This is a genomic window from Corynebacterium tuberculostearicum (genome assembly GCF_032821615.1).
Classification (GTDB): domain Bacteria; phylum Actinomycetota; class Actinomycetes; order Mycobacteriales; family Mycobacteriaceae; genus Corynebacterium; species Corynebacterium tuberculostearicum_H.
Map to the genome: position 1 here is coordinate 57,312 of NZ_JAVBIF010000001.1, position 18,299 is coordinate 75,610.

The 18,299-nt window shown below is 59.6% G+C and carries 16 protein-coding genes; 1 reads left to right on the forward strand and 15 read right to left on the reverse strand.

The annotated features are described in order from the left end of the window. Positions 1 to 4: 4 nt before the first annotated feature. Together lnt and RAE09_RS00310 are read right to left on the reverse strand one after the other, a co-directional pair. Complete coding sequence (gene lnt / locus RAE09_RS00305) at positions 5 to 1,531, reverse strand: apolipoprotein N-acyltransferase (protein ID WP_394371975.1); 1,527 nt, start codon at positions 1,529 to 1,531, stop codon at positions 5 to 7. Between the two features lie 2 nt (positions 1,532 to 1,533). Then, positions 1,534 to 2,136: an FxsA family protein gene (locus RAE09_RS00310; protein ID WP_005324766.1), complete on the reverse strand. Its 603-nt coding sequence runs from the start codon at positions 2,134 to 2,136 to the stop codon at positions 1,534 to 1,536. Between the two features lie 85 nt (positions 2,137 to 2,221). On the opposite strand from RAE09_RS00310, the gene RAE09_RS00315 reads away from it, so the two are divergent. Then, entirely contained in the window at positions 2,222 to 3,007 is a 786-nt protein-coding gene (locus RAE09_RS00315) for a hypothetical protein (protein ID WP_005324767.1), read from the forward strand. A gap of 14 nt (positions 3,008 to 3,021) precedes the next feature. Here RAE09_RS00315 and RAE09_RS00320 read toward each other — a convergent pair whose 3' ends face one another. The 13 genes from RAE09_RS00320 to RAE09_RS00380 all read right to left on the reverse strand — a co-directional run bounded on the left by RAE09_RS00320 (position 3,022) and on the right by RAE09_RS00380 (position 18,264). Then, positions 3,022 to 3,768: an SDR family oxidoreductase gene (locus tag RAE09_RS00320; protein ID WP_005324768.1), complete on the reverse strand. Its 747-nt coding sequence runs from the start codon at positions 3,766 to 3,768 to the stop codon at positions 3,022 to 3,024. Further along, the gene (locus RAE09_RS00325) at positions 3,768 to 4,895 is read right to left on the reverse strand and encodes a M24 family metallopeptidase (protein ID WP_316980679.1); all 1,128 of its coding nucleotides are present in this window, start codon (positions 4,893 to 4,895) and stop codon (positions 3,768 to 3,770) included. The genes RAE09_RS00320 and RAE09_RS00325 overlap by 1 nt, the downstream gene beginning before the upstream one ends. Positions 4,896 to 4,927: 32 nt before the next feature. Next, entirely contained in the window at positions 4,928 to 7,744 is a 2,817-nt protein-coding gene (locus tag RAE09_RS00330) for a DEAD/DEAH box helicase (protein ID WP_005324771.1), read from the reverse strand. 21 nt (positions 7,745 to 7,765) lie between these two features. Next, positions 7,766 to 8,761 (reverse strand): twin-arginine translocase subunit TatC, encoded by a 996-nt coding sequence (gene tatC, locus RAE09_RS00335; protein WP_316980875.1) that lies wholly within the window; start codon positions 8,759 to 8,761, stop codon positions 7,766 to 7,768. A 206-nt stretch (positions 8,762 to 8,967) separates the two neighbouring features. Next, on the reverse strand, positions 8,968 to 9,231 hold the full coding sequence (gene tatA / locus RAE09_RS00340; RefSeq protein WP_316980680.1) for a Sec-independent protein translocase subunit TatA: 264 nt from the start codon (positions 9,229 to 9,231) through the stop codon (positions 8,968 to 8,970). 98 nt (positions 9,232 to 9,329) lie between these two features. Then, complete coding sequence (locus RAE09_RS00345; protein ID WP_316980681.1) at positions 9,330 to 10,286, reverse strand: helix-turn-helix transcriptional regulator; 957 nt, start codon at positions 10,284 to 10,286, stop codon at positions 9,330 to 9,332. 2 nt (positions 10,287 to 10,288) lie between these two features. Further along, positions 10,289 to 11,275 (reverse strand): helix-turn-helix transcriptional regulator, encoded by a 987-nt coding sequence (locus RAE09_RS00350; protein ID WP_316980682.1) that lies wholly within the window; start codon positions 11,273 to 11,275, stop codon positions 10,289 to 10,291. A gap of 36 nt (positions 11,276 to 11,311) precedes the next feature. Beyond that, positions 11,312 to 12,691: a Pup--protein ligase gene (pafA, locus tag RAE09_RS00355; RefSeq protein WP_316980876.1), complete on the reverse strand. Its 1,380-nt coding sequence runs from the start codon at positions 12,689 to 12,691 to the stop codon at positions 11,312 to 11,314. A 38-nt stretch (positions 12,692 to 12,729) separates the two neighbouring features. Further along, positions 12,730 to 12,921, reverse strand: coding sequence for a ubiquitin-like protein Pup (locus tag RAE09_RS00360; RefSeq protein WP_005329640.1), 192 nt, complete (start codon positions 12,919 to 12,921; stop codon positions 12,730 to 12,732). 44 nt (positions 12,922 to 12,965) lie between these two features. After that, positions 12,966 to 14,498 carry a depupylase/deamidase Dop gene (gene dop, locus RAE09_RS00365; protein ID WP_316980683.1) on the reverse strand — a complete coding sequence of 511 codons (1,533 nt, stop codon included), beginning with the start codon at positions 14,496 to 14,498 and terminating at the stop codon, positions 12,966 to 12,968. Next, complete coding sequence (arc, locus tag RAE09_RS00370; protein ID WP_316980684.1) at positions 14,495 to 16,060, reverse strand: proteasome ATPase; 1,566 nt, start codon at positions 16,058 to 16,060, stop codon at positions 14,495 to 14,497. Before arc ends, dop begins: the two co-directional genes overlap by 4 nt. An 85-nt stretch (positions 16,061 to 16,145) precedes the next feature. Next, positions 16,146 to 16,982 carry a tRNA (adenine-N1)-methyltransferase gene (locus tag RAE09_RS00375; protein ID WP_005324783.1) on the reverse strand — a complete coding sequence of 279 codons (837 nt, stop codon included), beginning with the start codon at positions 16,980 to 16,982 and terminating at the stop codon, positions 16,146 to 16,148. 28 nt (positions 16,983 to 17,010) lie between these two features. After that, positions 17,011 to 18,264: a M18 family aminopeptidase gene (locus RAE09_RS00380; protein ID WP_250413097.1), complete on the reverse strand. Its 1,254-nt coding sequence runs from the start codon at positions 18,262 to 18,264 to the stop codon at positions 17,011 to 17,013. Positions 18,265 to 18,299: the final 35 nt, after the last annotated feature.

Below are 18,299 nucleotides of genomic sequence, written 5' to 3' on the forward strand. Positions count from 1 at the left end.
GTGTTTATGCTCCTACGTATGTATCTGTGCCGGAGCGGCGCGGGGTGCGTCGCAGGCGGTTTGTGCGCAAAGCTACCAGTGCGCAGACTGTTCCAATAATAACCATGAGCCATTGCAGGGGCGAACCAAACCTCACGGAAAAGGTCTCTCCGCTACGCAAGGGCAACTGCTCTACTAACGCGTCCGGCGTGAAAATCTCCGTGGACTGGCTAACGTGGCCATCTGGGTGAACAATGGCGGATACTCCAGAGGTCGCCGCCACCACCACGGCTCGGTCCGTCTCCATGGCGCGCAATCGGCTCATGGCCAATTGTTGGTAGGTCATATCGGAATAGCCAAAGGTGGCGTTATTGGTGGGAGTAGTCAGTAGTTGTGCACCATTTTTCACCGACTCCCTAAAGGCGTTATCGAAGGAGACCTCGTAGCACGTTGCCACGCCTACCGGCACTCCCGCCATGGAGACAACGCCTGGGCCGTCGCCGGGTTTGAAGTCACCGGCTAGATTCACATAGTCAGAAAATTTGGCAAAGAAGTCCCGCATGGGCATGGTTTCACCGAAGGGCTGCAGGTACTTCTTATAGTGGTGGTCTCCTACCGTATGCCCGGGAGCAAAGACCTGCATTGTGTTGCGGGCTCCCACCTCATCCCGCGTAGCGGTGCCAACCAAAACAGGTGCGTCTATCGCATCGACGGCGCCACTGATCGCCGAGGCTGCCTTGCCGTCACGGAATGGGTTGATATCAGAGGAGTTTTCGGGCCAGATGACTAGGTCAATGTCCTTGTCGCGTGCGGCCAGCTTCTTTGTCTCAGCCACGTGGTTGTTAAGGACCGCTTGGCGTTGCCCGGCAAAGTCTAGGCCCATGCGTGGTACGTTTCCTTGGATAGCGGCAACCTTTGCTTCCCCGACAGTGGAATCGTCTCGGTTGATTCCCAGACCTGCCACCGTTGCGCTTGCAAGGGGAAGAATCGCTGCTAGCAGTGCGGCGCTCTTTGCCTTCCATCCGCGTTGAATCAGCAGCGCAGCGAGACCACAGCCGCACAGAACAGTGGCTGCGGTAATGAGCGAGGTTCCACCCCACGGCGCCAGGTTGGCTAGCGGTCCGTCGATTTGTCCCCAAGCCAATTTCACCCAAGAGAATCCGCCGAAAGGTACCGAAGAACGCAGCACCTCCACTGCGAGGTAGAAGAACGGGAAGGCAATAAAACCGTATTTCCACCGCGCTACTGCTGCGCCGCCAAGGCCCAGCACAATGGCATATACCGAAAGCCATACGGCCAAAGCGATGTACGGCCCGCTGCCCACCAATTCGCCGATCCATGGCAGCGTCAGCAGATACAGCACGAGCGAATGTGTTACTGCGAGAAGCGCGCCCACCCGGGCAGAAACGTGCCTAGTTCCCCACGGCAGCAAGCTCGCGTACAGCAAGCCCACGCCCACAATGGCAGCCCACCACCAGCCACGGGGCTCGATGGCGGCATACGTAAGCAGACCAGAAAGACCCGCCACAACGAGGCGGGCTAGAGTCACCATCACTAGCTCTTTCCGCCCTTGGACTCGCCACCGGAGGGCCCGAAGTCATCTGGATCTAGGTTCTCACTCCAGCGACGGATCTCTTCCTCATCCAACACCTCATGCGGGCCCGCATCCTGCATGCTGGGGTGCCCACTTTGTGTTGCTTGGCCACGACCAAAGGAGCCAAAGTCGCCATAAGAGTCGTGCTGCTGTGCCATTGGGGTGGCCTCGTAGATCTTAACGCCCATGTTTTCGATCTTGCGGTACAAGGAGGCCGCTAGCACCGTGCGCAAGACGGCGCGGGTCGGCGAGAAGATAAAGAGGGCTCCGAGGATCGTCGTCAAGAAGCCCGGCAAAGAAAGCAACATGCCGCCTACCAAGGTAAGGCCCACATTGCTGGCGGTCTTGCCCACATTGCCGGCGTGAACGACGTATGTACCGTCCCCTGTGCGTTCGACCTGCTTTCCCATCAAGCGGCGCACTTCAAGGCCAGCGATGGACATTCCGAAGAACATGGTGACAAAGAGTGCGATAAGCGCCCAGCCAACGCCGATCCATTTTGAGACGGCCCAAAAAGTCAGGGTCTCTGCGACCATGTAGAGAGCAAAATACATAAACGGCATGGCCTCAGTCTAACGAGGCAGACTGATAAAGTGCTGGCAACACTCATGCGCGAGGCTGCAGCCGCGGCAGGTTAAACTAGTGCGCATGTTTACTCCTGCGCTTTTTGAAGACCCCCAGTACGGCACGTGCATCCGCATCCACGTTGCCGGCGGCAGCACCCATGCCCAGGATTGGGTCACTTTGGCGCAGTGCGCCAGTGCTGTTGCGGATGGGTATGTCTACATCGACCGGTTCTCCGCAATCGAGTTGCGCGGTATTAAGGATGCGGAGGCGCTCAATCAGCAGCTCCAGGAGTTGCGATTGCGCGCCACGGCGATGCCGGTGCTGGCTTCGCCTTTGTCGGCGGAGGCCAAGCACACGGCCCAGGACATCGCGGCTGAGCTGGAAGCGGCGGAAGGCGGTCCCGGGATTGCCGTCATTGCCCACGACGACGTACCGACCGGCGCAGCAGCAGTCAGCCTTAGCATCGACGGGGACGGTGCCCTGCGCCTTGAGCGTTCCCCGCTTGGCGACGCCCCCTCGGCCCCACTGACTCCACAGGCTGCTGCCCACCACTATGAGGAGGCCCTCCAAGGCACCGAATCCCTAGAGCATGATGCCTCCGCCCTGGCAGAACCAGGCCCTATTGGCTGGTTAGATGATCATTTGCCTGCGGGCGTTGTAGATCTGGGGGCGGGCGTGCACCGCGGCGCCATCCCTGCTGAGTTTGCGCAGCTCATCGGCCAGTTAGAGGTTGACATCACCGTCACCCCGTGGGGCGGATTAGTCTTTCACAATATTGCCGAGGGCGACGCCGAAGTGGTACTGCGCGTACTCGCCCCGCGCGGTTTTATCTTCGATATCAACTCTCCCCTGCTGCGCGCAGAGTAGAAAGAGCGCAAGGTTTAGCGCGGCATGTGCCGCCAGATTGGGCGCGGTACAAGCCGCATGACCCACGCGAGGCACTGGAGGGCGCGAGGAATCCACACGGTGCGCGAACGCGGCTTACCGCGCCGTGCATCTCGGGCAATGCAGCCGACAACTGCCTCAGCCACATCTGCCGGACGCACGGAAAGCGGCGCCGGCTTCATTCCTTCGGTCATGCTGCCGATGACAAAGCCAGGGCGTGCGGTAATAAGGCCTACCTGGCTGCCGTGCAGCTTGTCCGCCAGCCCCTGACAGAAGGCATCAAGACCGGCCTTGGTAGACCCGTACACGTAGTTTGCCCGGCGGGCCCGCCAGCCTGCTATCGAGGAAAAGGCGACGATATGGCCGCGGTGCATACGCTGGGAAACGAGTGTAAGCAGTGAAATCTGCGCGGCATAATCGATTGTGGCGATGTCGACCGCGTGGGAAGCATCGCGTTCCGCCCGCTGCTGATCGCCCAAGATGCCAAAGGCGACGACAGCAAGCTCAAGGGGGCCTGCCAGCTCTATGGCACGCTCAACCACACCGGTGTGGGACGGAAAATCTGCGGCGTCGAAATCAAGCAGATGGACGCTGCGCGCACCCGCCGCCCGGAGCCGGCCTTCCACGCCTTCCATACCGTGGGTGCCACGAGCGGCGAGCACAATGTCTTGGCCTGGGGCTACTCTCCTAGCGATTTCTCCGCCGATATCGCTACGGCCACCCAGAATTAGTACGCCAGCCATTAACGGACGTCACGCGGAGCTTGGTTGAGGGACTCGTAGCCATCGTTGGTCAGCACCACGATGTCTTCCAAGCGCATGCCCCACTTGCCTTCCAAGTAAATACCCGGCTCAATGGAAAAGGCCATGCCCTCTTCCAAGGCGAGATCGTTGCCTTCCATGATGAAAGGCTCCTCGTGCGTGGACAGGCCGATGCCATGTCCGGTGCGGTGGACAAAGTAGTCGCCCCAACCGGCTGCCGAGATCGCCTGGCGGGTGATGGCATCGATGTCTGCGGCGGTGCTGCCGGGGTGGGCTGCGGCGCGGGCGGCAGCTTGGGCGTCGGCAAGCACGGCATAGGCATCCTGGAAATCCTGCGGGGCCGTGGAAATATCCCCGCCCACTACGTAGGTGCGGGTGCAATCGGAGTGGTAGCCGGAAGGCAGAGTGCCTCCGATATCGACGACCACCGGCTCACCTTCAGCCAACACGCGATCCGAAAAGCTATGGTGCGGGTTGGCGCCATTCGGGCCCGATCCGACGATGACGAAATCGATAACGGAGTGCTCCCGCAAGATGAGCTTTTCCAGTTCGTGGGCCACCTCGGCTTCGGTGCGGCCGGCCTGCAAAAGCTGTGGAACTTGCGCGTGGACTGCGTCGATGGCATGGCCAGCCTTGCGCAGCTCAGCAATCTCAGCCTCATCCTTGCGGGTAAAGAGTTCGGCCAGCGCGTAAGTGGCCAGTTCATAGCTGGCGTGTGGAAGCAGCGCTTGGAAACGCAGCACGTGGTCTGCAGTCAGCGACTGTCCCAGCGCTACCTTGCCTAGTCCGTCGCCTGCGCCACGCAGTGCAAACTCATAAGGATTTTCTCCGTCATTCCAGCCACGCAACTCTACATCCAGCTCACCTACTGGAGCAGCCTTGATATCGGTGATATCGGTATTGGGCGCGGCGATCCATGCATTGCCCTGCTGCGGCACAACCAAGACCGTCAAACGTTCGTGGGAAGAGACCCAGGAGCCGGTGAGGTAGGCAAAGTCTGGCCCCGTGCCAATGAGGAGCAGATCGATGCCCTTGTCTGCAGCCGCCTTTTGGGCGGCGTGCAGACGCTGGGCGTAGACATCAGCGGAAAAAGTCTGAGTATCAGTCATGCCCCAGAGTCTACTCGTCCGCGCCGCGGATATTAGGCGCCAATGGCTACGACACCGCGCTGAATCGCGTCGATGGCTCGGCGGGCGTTGCGTTGAATCTCGCCGTCGTACCCCGTTTTAGCCACTTGTTGCAGCAGGTCGATGACTTGGCGGCACCAACGGACAAAATCACCCGGGGTGAGTTCGGCCCCGGCTTCATTGGCCGCAGCCATGCAGTAGCCCAAGGGCGCCCCGGCCGCCCATTGGTGTACAGCCAAAGCGAATCCGGCCTCTGGTTCACGGGTGGGCGGCAGCCGGTGGCGCTGCTCATCAGCGGTGAGTTCGGTGTACACGCGCCACGTGGCATTCATAGCGTCAGCCATGCGCTCGGTGGCAGCTTCCGGTTGCCCACTGGTGGCCTTGCGGTTTTCGAAACAGCACAGGGAGGCAACGCCGGCAAGCTCTGCGGGATCGAGTTCATCCCAAATTCCGCGCTTGAGGCATTGGGCAACGAGCAAATCGGATTCGCTGTGAATTTTGGCAAGGCGTTCGCCTTCTTCGGTGATGACCGGCGTGCGGTCCGCGCCAGCCCCGGTGAACTCGACGTAGTCCATCTCAGCGAGGAGATCCACGATGCGTTCGAAGGTGCGGCCCAATGTATCCGTAGCCTTATTGACCTTGGATTGCAGCTTGTCCCGATCGCGCTCGCGCCGTGCAAGCTTTTGTGCCAGGCCCGCCAGCTGTTCGCGGTCAGTAGCCGGCCAATCGTGAGCTGGATGAGCACGCAGTGCGTCGCGCAACTGACCTACCCGCTTATTTGGCCGAGCGCGGGTGTGCGACTTCATGCGCTTGGGCCGGTCGAAGTGTTCGCGGTGCAAGACATCTTGCACATATCGGGTATTGCGGCGCGGATTCTTGCGCACCGGCTTGGGGATCTTGATGCTACCGACTTGGATCGGTGGGTTATTGATTCCGGTTGCATCGATACGTCCCGACCACCCGGACTCAGTGGTAATCCACGGGCGGGGATCCGCGGTTTGGTTAGCGGGAGTAACAACCGCGGCGAGAATTGGACGCTTCTTGCCGGGCATGGCAATAACATCGCCCAGCTGCAGGCGCCCCAGTACCGCGATAACCTCTTGGTTTCGTTGATTGGCACTATCGATTTTTGATTGCTTTTCCTCCGCTGTGAGCTCGCGGCGCAGGCGGACATAGTCCATGAGAACCTCGGCGGGATCTTCCCCGTCTTTAGCAGGTGGTGCAAGCGACGCCACGGCATCATCGAGCTGGTTGCGCAGCTCGCGCACGCGATGTTCCGCGCGTTCAATCTCGCGAGTTTCCTCCACGACGGAGCCATCGGCCTGGAACTGTGCGAAGGACTTTTCCAAAAGGCGGAGAGATTCCTCGAAACCAAGCATTCCCAGCAAATTGATCGCCATATTGTAACCCGGTGCAAAAGTGGAAATGAGAGGATACGTACGGGTAGAAGCAAGGCCAGCTACTTGACGCGGATCCATGGCGGGTGCCCATTGCACAACTGCATTGCCCAATGTATCGATGCCACGGCGTCCTGCCCGGCCAGTCAGCTGCGTGTACTGGCCTGGGGTGAGATCGACGTGCGCCTCACCATTGAACTTAATGAGCTTTTCTAGCACCACGGTGCGCGCCGGCATATTGATGCCGAGAGCAAGGGTTTCGGTTGCGAACACGGCGCGGACGAGCCCGCGTACGAATAGGTCTTCCACGATATGCCGGAAGGCGGGCAGCATACCTGCATGGTGCGCGGCAAAGCCACGGGACAGGGCTTCGCGCCAGCGTTTGAAGTCTAGAACCTGCAGATCTTCTTCAGGGATACCTTCCACACCCGCATCGACAATGTCTTTAATCTGCTGTGCTTCCTCTTGGGAGGTAAGCACCATCCGGCTGCGCAGGCACTGATAGAGAGCGCCATCGCAGCCTGCACGGGAGAAGATGAAGGTGATCGCCGGAAGCATGTCCTGCGATTGCAATACCTTCAATACCTCTGGGCGGCCCAAGGGGCGATAGCGATCCTGCTGCCGAGCGGCGCCGGAGCGTCCCTTTCCCTTACCGTGGAATTCGCTGCGTCCGCCGCCCTTGTGACGCGCACGCGCACGAAATCCCTTGCCGGATTTATAGTCTGCGCGACCATCATCGGTATCGCCGGCTTCAAGGCGCTGGATCCTACGCTCTAGCTCGGAGTTGACCTGGCCGCCAGATTCTGGCTCGAAGAGCGGATAAATCTTGCGCCCCAGCATCATCCACTGGTCGAGGGGAACTGGGCGGTGTTCGGAGACTATGACGGTGGTATCGCCGCGCACGGTAGAAAGCCAATCGCCGAATTCTTCCGAATTGGACACTGTGGCAGATAGGCCGATGATGGAGACATGATCCGCGAGGTTGAGGATGACCTCTTCCCACACTGCGCCGCGGGAGGCATCAGCCAAAAAGTGGATTTCATCCATGACCACGTGGGTCAAGCGATCGAGGGCCGGCGATTCTGCGTAAATCATATTGCGCAGCACCTCTGTGGTCATGACGACGATCTCTGCATCAGAGTTGATCGATACATCACCGGTGAGCAGGCCTACGGCTTCTTCGCCATGCTCTTCCACCAAGTCGTGGTACTTCTGGTTGCTCAAGGCTTTAATTGGCGTCGTATAAAAGCACTTGGTTCCCCGGCTCAGCGCTAAAGAGACAGCAAATTCACCCACGATGGTTTTGCCGGCGCCAGTCGGCGCGCAGACCAGTACGCCGTGACCGTTTTCCACGGCCTGGCAGCCCTTTACCTGGAACTCATCCAACGGGTATGGCAGGGCTGCGGTAAAAGAATCCAGATGAGTTTCAGTCATGACTCCCCAGGCTACCCGTGCCTAAAGGACATCGTCGAAAAAGCCGCCGCTTGTCGACGGAGCGTTCTTGCCACCGGTGGTCCACGTCTGCTGCGGCTGCTGCTGTGCCTGTTGTACTGGATGTGAAACGGGCTGAGAAGGTCCCGGTGAAGGGTGTACTCTGCTCGGCGCCTCGACAGGGGTTGGCCCGCCAATGGCTCCTGGTCCAGCGCCAAGCGGCGAAGCAGTCTCATCATCGAGATCCATCCACTCGGGGCGTTCGCGCTGCATGCGCTTGTCGTGGATGCGGCAGAACTGGAATGCAAGCTCCAAGAGAAATATCAACGAGCCGGCAAGAACCAACATCGAAAAAGGCTCTTGGCCTGGGGTGATAATGGCAGCGAAAATCATCACGACAACAATAATGATCCGGCGCTTGTCTTTGACGTGCACGTATTCGAGCACGCCCAGGAGATTGAGTGACACGATAAGCAGAGGAATTTCAAAGCTAATGCCGAAGATAAGCAGTAGGGCCAAGAGGAAATAGAAATAGCGCTCGCCGGTCAATGCCGCAGTTTGGTACTCGACACCGATGCCCATGAGGAATTCCAAGCCCACGGACAAAATAAAGTAGGCAAGAACCGCACCGGCAACGAATAGGCTCACGGCGGCGGTAAGAAAGCTCAACGTGTAGCGGCGCTCGTTCTTATGGAGACCAGGCACAACGAAGGCCCAGATCTCATACAGCCATACCGGCGATGACAACACTGTGCCGGCCAGAGCGCCCACTTTCAGACGCAAAAGGAGCATTTCAAACGGACTGGTGGCCAACAGGCGGCATTCTCCATCCGCGCTAAAAGAAGCACGCTTATCTGCGGGCAGTGCGCAGTAGGGCTCTCGTAGAATTTCACCTAACGGAGACAGCCCGAATGGTGCTCGCTGGTACCAAATGAACCCAATGATGGCGCCAACGACGACTGCTAAAACGGCGATGATGACGCGGCGGCGCAGTTCTTGTAGGTGCTCCACCAAGGTCATCTCCCCGGTAGGGTTCTTCTGCTTGCGCGAAAAGCGCAGCTTTCCCTTCACGCTCTTGCTTGCCTTCTGGGCAGGTACAGGCTGTGACTGTGACGACATCAGTGTGGCTCTTTCAACGCAAAGAAGCGAACACTTCCCTACTGCGCGGATTGCGGGTGCATATCCGCCGCTGCAGGGGTGTTCGCGCGACGACAGGTTAGGGGCGTTTACTGCTGAGTATTGGTGTTGCTCTGCGGGCCCGGCTGCATGTCTGGTCGGTTCCAGAATTCCTCATCGGACTGCTGCTTCTGGTTTAGCTGCGCCTGAGACTGAGAACGCTGGGCATCCTCGGAATGCATCTCATTGACCTCAGACTTGAAGATGCGCGCGGAACGGCCAATAGAGCGTGCCAATTCCGGCAACTTCTTTGCACCGAATAGCAAGACGATGACAAGAACAATTGCGCCAATTTCCATAGGCCCTATGCTCATGGAGAAACCTCTTTTCAACTAGTGCACCAGCATGCCGGGAAGCATCACCGCCAACTTATCTGCCGGCGGGCAGGCGCAGTAAACGGGCAAGTAACTGGCTACTGAGTATAGCCGCTCAACGCGGTGTTTCCTCGTTCCGCAATGAGGTTTACCACGGATTGAGGAGCCACTACCCGCAACCTATCAGCTTGACCAAGGGCAAAGCGAATAAGCCAATCCACTGATCCCATTGGCATCGTTGCAGCTACTTCCCCATTTCCTAAGTCTTCACCCAGGCGCATATCGTAATACTCAGCCAGCCACGTGAATTCTTGGTTAATTGCTAGTTGCACGGTGTCCCCATCGCCCAAATTAAAGGGTGATGCGGCATCAAAGTCGAGATCTTTCAGATGCGGTTGGGATTTTTCCTCCACGATGCGAGCCTTACTAATGCGGTCGATGCGGAAGGTGCGATGCGCTTGCTTTGTTTCCTCCCAAGCGGCCACGTAGGGCTCAGAATCGACGATGAAAATGCGGGCTGGGTCCACCACCCTCTCGGATTCAGCATTTGAGGAAGCGCTCCAGTAACGCAGCCGTACCCGCTTTCTTTCGTTGACCGCTTGGGTCAAAAGTGCCTGGATATCCGTCTCTTCTGGGGCGGGAGTAGACAGCGACTCATAGATGGCGACTGTCTTTTCATCCATGATGCCGCGCAGCTTAGCGGCTGCGGATTCGACAGCGTGGGCGTCGATTAGCCCGGGCATCGCCTGCAAGGACTCCAAGGTAAGGAGCAAAGCACCGGCTTCCGTCGGGGTAAGTCGCAGCGCTTGGCTCAAGCCCTGATCGTTGTGAATGGTTACCCCATCGCGATAACTGAAGGTGAGATCAATGAGATCCTCGGTATTGCGCCCAGTACCGGAACAAAAGAGCCGATCGAGGGCTTCTTTCAATTCGCCAGGATCCATACCCAAATCTTTGGCCGCTTCCATGGGCGTCTTGTCTGGGTGATTTTTGAAGTATGGAATCAGATTCAAAGAGCGCACGAGCGCCTGAAGCTTTAGTGATCCATCAGCCATGTCTAGCCTTCCTCCTGCGATTGCGACACCCTGCGTAAAAGGGAGATGACCTCTTGGCGTACCCCGACTGGTTCGAGCACCTGTACCTCTGGGGCGTAGCCGGCCGCAGTCCGCACAAGCCAGTCCTTATCTACCTTCTGCAGCAATACCGTGCCATCGGGTTGTACCTCGCCGGCATCTAAAAGCTCTCGCGCCTGCCCCTCTGGGATGACCAGGCGGGCATCGATCTTTTCCCCGCGTTGCAGTGCACGCTCTACCAATACCTGCAAATCTTCAGTTGGATTGGGGTGCTCCGCGGGATCGTGCGAGCGTTTGATGTCAGAGACGCGGAGGGCGCGAAAGACGCGCGGTTCGTTGCGGTCCACATCGAATCCAACGAGGTAGATACGACTGTCCCGGTTGACCACTCCCCACGGGTCCATGACACGGCGTACCGGCTCAGTAGCCGGATTAGCACGGTAGGAAAACGTAATGCGGAGCTGATTGCGCACCGCAGCGAGCACCGCGGTGATGATTTCTGGGGCAAGTCGCGTGATGTCATTGACCGCCGTGTATACCGGTGCGCCTGCGAGGTTGCGGGAGGCGCCGCTAGCAGCAATCTTTGTCCAACCCGACAGGGAAAAATCGCTTAAGCCGCCGGTGGTACCCACGCCTCCTGCAATACCTAGAACCATGGCCTCCTCAGGGGAAAACTCCACCGGAGGAAGCTGGTAGCTGCTCGGGTCCAGGCGATAGCGCGCACCGCTTTCGCTACCGGAATGAACAATGGGCACCCCGGCGCGCTGGAGGGTTGCGATATCTCGTGCCAGTGATTTGGCGAAGGCTTCGTCTGATTTATCGCCGTATCCTGCTACATGACGGCGAATCCAGGAGGCGGTGCGATCCGGGCTACCGCCGGAATTGGCGGCGCCCTGTAGCGCGAAAGAGAGGTTGGTGAGTCTTTCTACGGCTTCATCATGCCGTTTTGGCGCGGGGTTGTGTGCTGCCACGTGGTGTGCTGTCTCCCTGGTGCGGCTCGTGTGCTTCTAGCTGTGGTGTAGACGCATATAGTCTAGCAACGCCTCGACCCGATCATCGTCGGCCACGAAGGGGTCTAGGAGCTCCTCGGTGCGCGGCTCTGGGCGGTTGACCTTGAGGCGCGTCCAGTCAACGGTGACGTTGGCCCCGAGGCTACGCGCAGCGGCAAGGAACTGGCCGCGCAGCGCAGCACGGGTGGTGGCAGGCGCTGTGTCCATGGCTCGTTCGATTTCGGAGTCTGTGATCCAGCGTTCGATAAGGCCCTTGCGCAGCAAGACATGGTAGAGCCCGCGGCTCGGCCGGATATCGTGGTAGGTCATATCAATCTGGGCGAGCTTGGGGTGTCCCCAGTGACCGCCTAGCCGTGCGCGGTAGCGCTCGAGCAGTCCCAATTTAATGACCCAGTCGATTTCTCGGTCCACTCCGGAGAAGTCTTGAGTCTCTATGGCGTGCAGCGTGCGCTGCCAGAGATCCACCACGCGCCGCATTTCTGCCGTGGGAGTTCCGGCGTCTTCGCGTTCTTCCAACCATTGGGTTGCGCGCTGGCACAGTTGCTGTTGGACCTCGAGCGCGGTGACGGATCCCCCTCCTGCCAGTGGTAGTTCGGTCAAACCCGTCATATCGCGCGCGATGGCGCGAATATGGTGAATGGGTTTTTCGATGTCGAACTCCGGCAACTCAAATCCTGCCTCCAGCATTTCCAAGATGAGCAGCGTGGAGCCAACCTTTAGCGCCATGGTTGGTTCGGCCATAGTGGAATCGCCCACGATGACGTGCATGCGGCGGAAGCGTTTGGAATCGCCGTGTGGTTCATCCCGGGTATTGATGATGGAGCGCGAGCGGGTGGTGGCAGAAGACACGCCTTCCCAGACCTGGTCTGCCCGCTGCGAGAGCAGGAATTGGGCCGGCTTATCGCCCTTAGCGGGCTGGATCATGCCGGCGCCGCAAATGAGCTGGCGGGTAATAAGGAACGGAAGAAGCGCCAGCCCCAAATCCTTGAGCACCATGTGGCGGCTGATGAGGTAGTTTTCGTGGCAGCCAAAGGAATTTCCGGCTGAATCCACGTTGTTTTTAAACAGGTACACCGCGCGCGGGTGTCCTTCTGCGGCAAAGGCCTGCTCTGCTTGTTCGCCCAGCCGGTTGACTATTGCATCGCCGGCGCATTCATAGGCTAGAAGCTGGCTCAAACTATCGCATTCGGCGGTGGCTACCTCGGGGTGGGATCCGACGTCGAGGTACAGGCGGCTCGCGTTGGTGGAAAAGATATTAGAGGAAGAATGTTCCTGGACGATGGGCCGGAAAAGCACGCGCGCCACTTCATCGGGGCTCAGGGCGCGTTCTCCTGGGCCCGCGCTGGTGGTTAAGCCATATTCCGTCTCGATGCCCATGATGCGACGGGCGAAGACAGGGTGCTGGTCACTCACCCTTACTGCCCGCCCTTTTGGACATAAGAGCGCACGAATTCCTCGGCGTTGTTTTCTAGCAGCCCATCGATCTCATCGAGCAATTCATCGGTGCCGGTGGTATTGATGCTTAGCTGCGTAGAGGTAAATTCCTCATCGCCGGTGGAGTCATCGCCGCCATTGCCGCCAGTGACCTGGGACTGGTGAGTAGACATAGGGAGGAAGTCCTTTCTTTGGCTTCTGCCTAATTGCTTGGTTATCAATTACGGTACTCGGGCTGGATACCGCTGTCAGTGAGTCCCTGAAGAAGATCCTCCACCGTACGTGCGGTGTCGATGATCTCCTCGCACTGGGCGCGGGTCAGGCCGGTGGTCTCATCCATCGGAACCGTGGCCCAGGGTGCCGCGGTTGTCTCGCCTACCCGCACCGTGAGGCTTTGCCAGCTCGCGGCGATGATGTCCTCGCCGAATTTCTGCGTCACTCGGCCGCGGAAATACGCGCGGGTATCCTCCGGAGGGGTGCTGGCGGCGTCTTCAATTTCTGCAGCGCTAAAGAGCTGCCGCATCTGGCCTTTACGCACCAGCGCGTGGTGTAGCGATTTGGCAGGATCGATCTCCGCGTATTGCAGGTCAATGAGCCGCAGCTTTGGGTCGGCCGGATCGATACCACGGTCGAGGTAGCCCTTGATCAGGCGATATTTCGCCACCCAATCCAGAAGGTGCGCCGCCTGCATCGGATCTTCCGCAAGAAGCGCGACTGCCTCGTCCCAGGCTGCGAGAACCTTGTGATCGGATTCCGTGCGTGGGGTGACGCGAGCGCGGTATTCGGCGAGGATTTCTAGGGCGGTGAGCTGGCGGGCGTCGGCAAGCTCGAGGCGATGCTGAAGGCTGAGATCGCGGCTGACGCGCGGGACCTCCGCCACGGCATCCTGCAAGCGGAGATCGCTAAAGTCCACACCCTGCTCAATCGCATCGAGCACCAGCGAGGTCATGCCCAGTTTGAGCAGCGTGGAGGTCTGCGACATATTCGCATCCCCAATGATGACGTGGAGGCGCCCATAGTCCGCGTGCACCGCATGCGGCTCGTCGCGGGTATTGATGATGCCGCGATTGAGGGTGGTCTCCAGCGAGATTTCCTGCTCGATATAGTCAGCGCGCTGGGAGATCTGGAATCCCGGCTCCTCGCCAAACTCGCCGATCCCCATACGCCCGGCGCCGATGACTACCTGGCGGGCCACGAAAAACGGGATAAGGGCCTGCGCCATGGTGTCAAAGTCCGTGGCACGGGAGTACTGATAGTTCTCGTGCGAGCCATAAGACGCGCCCTTGCCGTCCACGTTGTTTTTATAGAAACGCAAGGCAGGGCACGGGTCATGGTTGGCAAGGACGGACTTTCCTTGCGCGCTGAGCCCCGCTACGGACGCGGCGGCTTGCAGGAGCGTGGCATCACCTGCGGCGTCGTAAAGCGTGGCGTCCCACGCATTAGTGCATTCCGGCGCGGAATATTCTGGGTGCGCGTGGTCGACATAGAAGCGCGCGCCATTAGCCGTGACCACATTGGCCACCCCGATGGCGTTGGGATCCACCACGGGCACGGTGTGGTAGCGCTTGAGATCGAATCCGCGCGAATCGCGCAGCGGGTGCTCCTCGGCAAAGTCCCACCGCGAGCGCGCCCCAGTGTGCAGCGCGGCATACGCTACCACCGCGTGCGTGGAAGAAATGATGGGCGAATACTCCGGCAGCTCCGGGGTGGCGATTCCGTACTCGGTCTCTGTTCCTACAACGCGGCTCATGCGCTCCTCCTAGCGGTCAGTAGCTCCACCCGCTCAACGCGGGCACCAGCATGGTCTTGGGAGATGATCTTGGTCCACTCCTCGGGGTTGGTGGAGGTGGGCACGTACTCGGATTCGGCGCGCTCGGCCGCGATGGCCTGGAGCAAATGCTGCTTGGCGATGCCCCCGTGGCGCCCGCCTATCCCCTGCTCACTGCCCGCACGCTGCTGCAGTTCGTCCTTGATAGCCAGCTTCTTGGCGCGGGAGAGGATATTGGCAATCATCGCGCCGGAGACAAAGTCCCGGTAGTGCAATACCTCGCGCTCGCCGCTGGAAAAGTGCAGCTGCACAAAGGGGCGATCGGCATAGAGCTCGTCCACCGCGGCGCCGATGAGTTCCTCTAGCGTGCCCTGGTGCGGCACGGATTCTGCAAAGTGGCGTGCAAAGATCTCGCGGGCGCCCTCTTTATTCGGGCGGTTGACCCGGATCTTGATATCCAGCCGGCCGGGGCGCATGATGGCGGGATCGATGAGCTCCTCGCGGTTGGTCGCGCCAATGACGATCACATTGGAAAGGCTTTCTACTCCGTCGAGTTCTGTGAGCAGCTGCGGCACCACCGTGGTTTCCATATCCGAGGACACGCCTGAGCCACGGGTGCGGAAGATGGATTCCATCTCATCAAAGAAGATGACCACCGGCCGGTCAGAACTCAGCCGGGCTAGTTCGCGGGCGCGCTCAAAGATGAGGCGGATGCGGCGTTCCGTCTCACCTACATACTTATTGAGCAACTCTGGGCCCTTGATATTGAGGAAGTAGCTTGGGGCGTCGCCGCCCAATTGCTGCGCCAAGGAATGGGCCACGGCCTTAGCGATCAGCGTCTTACCGCACCCAGGCGGGCCGTAAAGGAGGACGCCCTTAGGCGGCTGTAGCTCGTAGTGGTGATAGAGGTCCGGATGGATAAACGGCAGTTCCACGGAATCGCGGATCTGGGAAATCTGCTCGTCCAGTCCGCCAATGTCCTCGTAGCGCACATCGGGGACCTCCTCAAGGGAGAGCTGGGAGACCTCCGTCTTTTCCACCTTTTCCAGCGCGATGGCAGCCTTGGGATCAACGAGCACGATTTCGCCTGCTGCCACGCGGGCTTCCTCGCGCAGTGCCTGCGATAGCAGCACCACTTTTTCTTCGCCGGAGGAATTTGCCACGATGAGGCGGTGATCTCCTAAGCGCTCTACCACGGTGGCGAGCTCGCCCGTGCGCTCGGGCGCGCACCCTTCCACCACTACGAAGCCATCGCCCAAGCGAACTTGCTGGCCGGCTGCTAGGCTGCCTGGTTCCACGTTGGGCGAGACTTTTAGCTGCATCACACGGCCGTTGGTGTAGACCTCCGCGGTGGTTCCCACCTCGCTGTGGGAAGAAGAATAGCCTAAGAAAACGCCATAGGTCGATGCCGGCTCGGCCAGCGCATTGACCTCCGCAAAGAGCTGTTCCAGCTTCACGCGAGATTCTTTTAATAAGGCCGCCAACTTCTGATTGCGGGCAGCAAGCTGGCTGATCTGCCGCTTATAGTCCGTGGCTTCATCCATGCCCACTACTCTAACGCGGCCCAGTCGGCGAAAGAGGGCAGTTGCGCTTTAAATTTTGGGCGCTGAGGTGAACCTATTTCCAGCTCTACTTGCGGGCGCGGCGCTGCGGGCGCGGCGGAGTGACGCCATCGGCCAGGCGGCGGGTCCAGATAAGGAAGGCGGTATGCGCATTCATGCGGTGCTCCGGGCGGGTAGCCAGGCCTTCCACCTTCCATTCGCGCACCAGAGATTCCCAGGCCTTGGGCTCGGTAAAGCACTTGAGCTCACGGATGCCTTCCATGACCTTCATCAACTGCGGCACCGTTGCCACGTAGGTCATGAAGACACCACCCGGGATGAGAAGATCGCGCACGGTCTCCAAGTGTTCCCAGGGCTCGAGCATATCGAGGATCACGCGGTCGACCGGACCGCCCAAGTCCTCAGCGGTGACATCGCCTAGATCGCCGAGGCGCGGCGACCACCACTCGGGCTGCTCGCCAAAGTATTCCTTGACGTTATCTACCGCATACTCCAGGTGATCATCGCGCACCTCATAGGAATACACATGCCCCTCTGGGCCCACGGCGCGCAGCAGCGACATGGACAGCGCACCCGAACCGGCACCGGCCTCGAGCACGCGCGCACCCATGAAGATATCGCCCTCTACCAAAATCTGCGCCGCATCCTTGGGGTAGATCACCGCGGCACCGCGCGGCATCGACAGCACGTGGTCCACCATCAGGTGGCGGAAAAGCAGGAAGGAGGAGCCAAGCGTGGACTCAATAACCGAGCCCTCGTCCATACCCACGATGTCATCATGGTTAATGATGCCCTTGTGGGAGTGGAACTGGCCTCCTTCTTCCAAAATGACCGTGTAGTGGCGCCGCTTGGCGTCGGTAAGCTGCACGCGGTCGCCATAAGCAAAGGGGCCGGAATAAGCCATGTCTCAAGACTCCTCGAGGTTGCGGTTACTATCCCACCAAGTATGCCTCAAGTGCCTGCGCGAGCCATACTTGGTCCCGCTCGCCCACCATTTCCCGCGCCGAGTGCATGGACAGCATGGGCACGCCCACATCCACGGTGTCGATGCCCAGACGCGTCGCCGTAATGGGACCAATGGTCGAGCCACAGGGCACATCGTTATTGCCCACAAAGCGCTGTACTGGCACGCCTGCCTTCTCGCACGCTGCTTCCCACAGCGCCACCGTGGTGGCATCGGAGGCATAGCGCTGATTGCCGTTGATCTTGGTCACCGGGCCCTTGCCAACGATCGGATGGTGCGTGGGATCGTGCTTGCCCACGTAGTTTGGGTGCACCGAATGCGCCGCATCGGCCGAGACACAGCTCGAGCGGGAGAACATCTGAAAGCGTTCCTCCTCGTTGACCCCCAGCGCCCGCGCCGTGCGGGTAAGTACATCCGCCAGGATGGGACCGCCCGCACCATAGCGCGAGCTGGAGCCCACCTCTTCATGGTCAAAGGCCATCATGACCAAGATATCCTTGCCCTGATATTCCTCGGCGGCCTTCTTCATCGCTGCCAACGAGGCATGTACGGAAGAAAGGTTATCCATGCGTCCGGCCGCGATGAACTGCTCGCCCGCGCCAAAGACTTCGCCGCGAGCAGCATCGGCCGTAATCAGGTTAAAGGAAGCAATATCCTGCTTGGCGACGCCCACCTTCTCCCCCACTACCTGCAAGATCGATGCCTCTGGGTCACCGACGCTCAGAACCGGCTGCATGTTGTGCTGGCGATCCGGCTTAAACTCATCCTTGCGGTAGAGGTGGATGGCAAGGGACGGAAGGCGCAGTACCGGGCCAGTATTGACCAGGTGTCGTGTGCCATCCTTGGTGACAATCTGCCCGGCCACGGTCAGCTCCCGGTCAAACCAGGTATGCAGTAGCGCGCCACCATAGACCTCTACTGCCACCTGCTGCCAGCCGGCCGCGGAAAAGTCCGGCGTGGGTTTCAGCACCAGGCCCGGCGAATCTGTATGGGACCCCACGATGCGGAAACCAGAATTCTTATCTGCACCCTCTGGCACGTACCATGCTGCTACCGCGCCGCCGCGCACCATGACGTGGCCGCCAGGCGCAGCGGACCACTGCGTTCCCTCATCCTGTACCTCAAAACCCGCCGCGCTCAGCTGGCGGGATACCTCATCGGCAGCGTGGTACGAAGAAGGAGAAGCAGCAATGAAATCTAGGAAATCTGCGGTATAACTCATACCTTCTAGCTTGCCACGAATCGCGCGGCGATAGG

Excerpts from the sequence above, each read along its gene's own strand:
- RAE09_RS00360 (WP_005329640.1), bottom strand. The coding sequence starts at position 12,921 with ATGTCTACTCACCAGTCCCAGGTCACTGGCGGCAATGGCGGCGATGAC.
- RAE09_RS00315 (WP_005324767.1), top strand. The coding sequence starts at position 2,222 with ATGTTTACTCCTGCGCTTTTTGAAGACCCCCAGTACGGCACGTGCATC.
- RAE09_RS00320 (WP_005324768.1), bottom strand. The coding sequence starts at position 3,768 with ATGGCTGGCGTACTAATTCTGGGTGGCCGTAGCGATATCGGCGGAGAA.
- pafA (WP_316980876.1), bottom strand. The coding sequence starts at position 12,691 with ATGGGCATCGAGACGGAATATGGCTTAACCACCAGCGCGGGCCCAGGA.
- RAE09_RS00325 (WP_316980679.1), bottom strand. The coding sequence starts at position 4,895 with ATGACTGATACTCAGACTTTTTCCGCTGATGTCTACGCCCAGCGTCTG.
- dop (WP_316980683.1), bottom strand. The coding sequence starts at position 14,498 with ATGAGCCGCGTTGTAGGAACAGAGACCGAGTACGGAATCGCCACCCCG.
- RAE09_RS00310 (WP_005324766.1), bottom strand. The coding sequence starts at position 2,136 with ATGCCGTTTATGTATTTTGCTCTCTACATGGTCGCAGAGACCCTGACT.
- tatC (WP_316980875.1), bottom strand. The coding sequence starts at position 8,761 with ATGACCTTGGTGGAGCACCTACAAGAACTGCGCCGCCGCGTCATCATC.
- arc (WP_316980684.1), bottom strand. The coding sequence starts at position 16,060 with ATGGATGAAGCCACGGACTATAAGCGGCAGATCAGCCAGCTTGCTGCC.
- RAE09_RS00375 (WP_005324783.1), bottom strand. The coding sequence starts at position 16,982 with ATGGCTTATTCCGGCCCCTTTGCTTATGGCGACCGCGTGCAGCTTACC.
- tatA (WP_316980680.1), bottom strand. The coding sequence starts at position 9,231 with ATGAGCATAGGGCCTATGGAAATTGGCGCAATTGTTCTTGTCATCGTC.
- RAE09_RS00380 (WP_250413097.1), bottom strand. The coding sequence starts at position 18,264 with ATGAGTTATACCGCAGATTTCCTAGATTTCATTGCTGCTTCTCCTTCT.
- lnt (WP_394371975.1), bottom strand. The coding sequence starts at position 1,531 with ATGGTGACTCTAGCCCGCCTCGTTGTGGCGGGTCTTTCTGGTCTGCTT.
- RAE09_RS00345 (WP_316980681.1), bottom strand. The coding sequence starts at position 10,286 with ATGGCTGATGGATCACTAAAGCTTCAGGCGCTCGTGCGCTCTTTGAAT.
- RAE09_RS00330 (WP_005324771.1), bottom strand. The coding sequence starts at position 7,744 with ATGACTGAAACTCATCTGGATTCTTTTACCGCAGCCCTGCCATACCCG.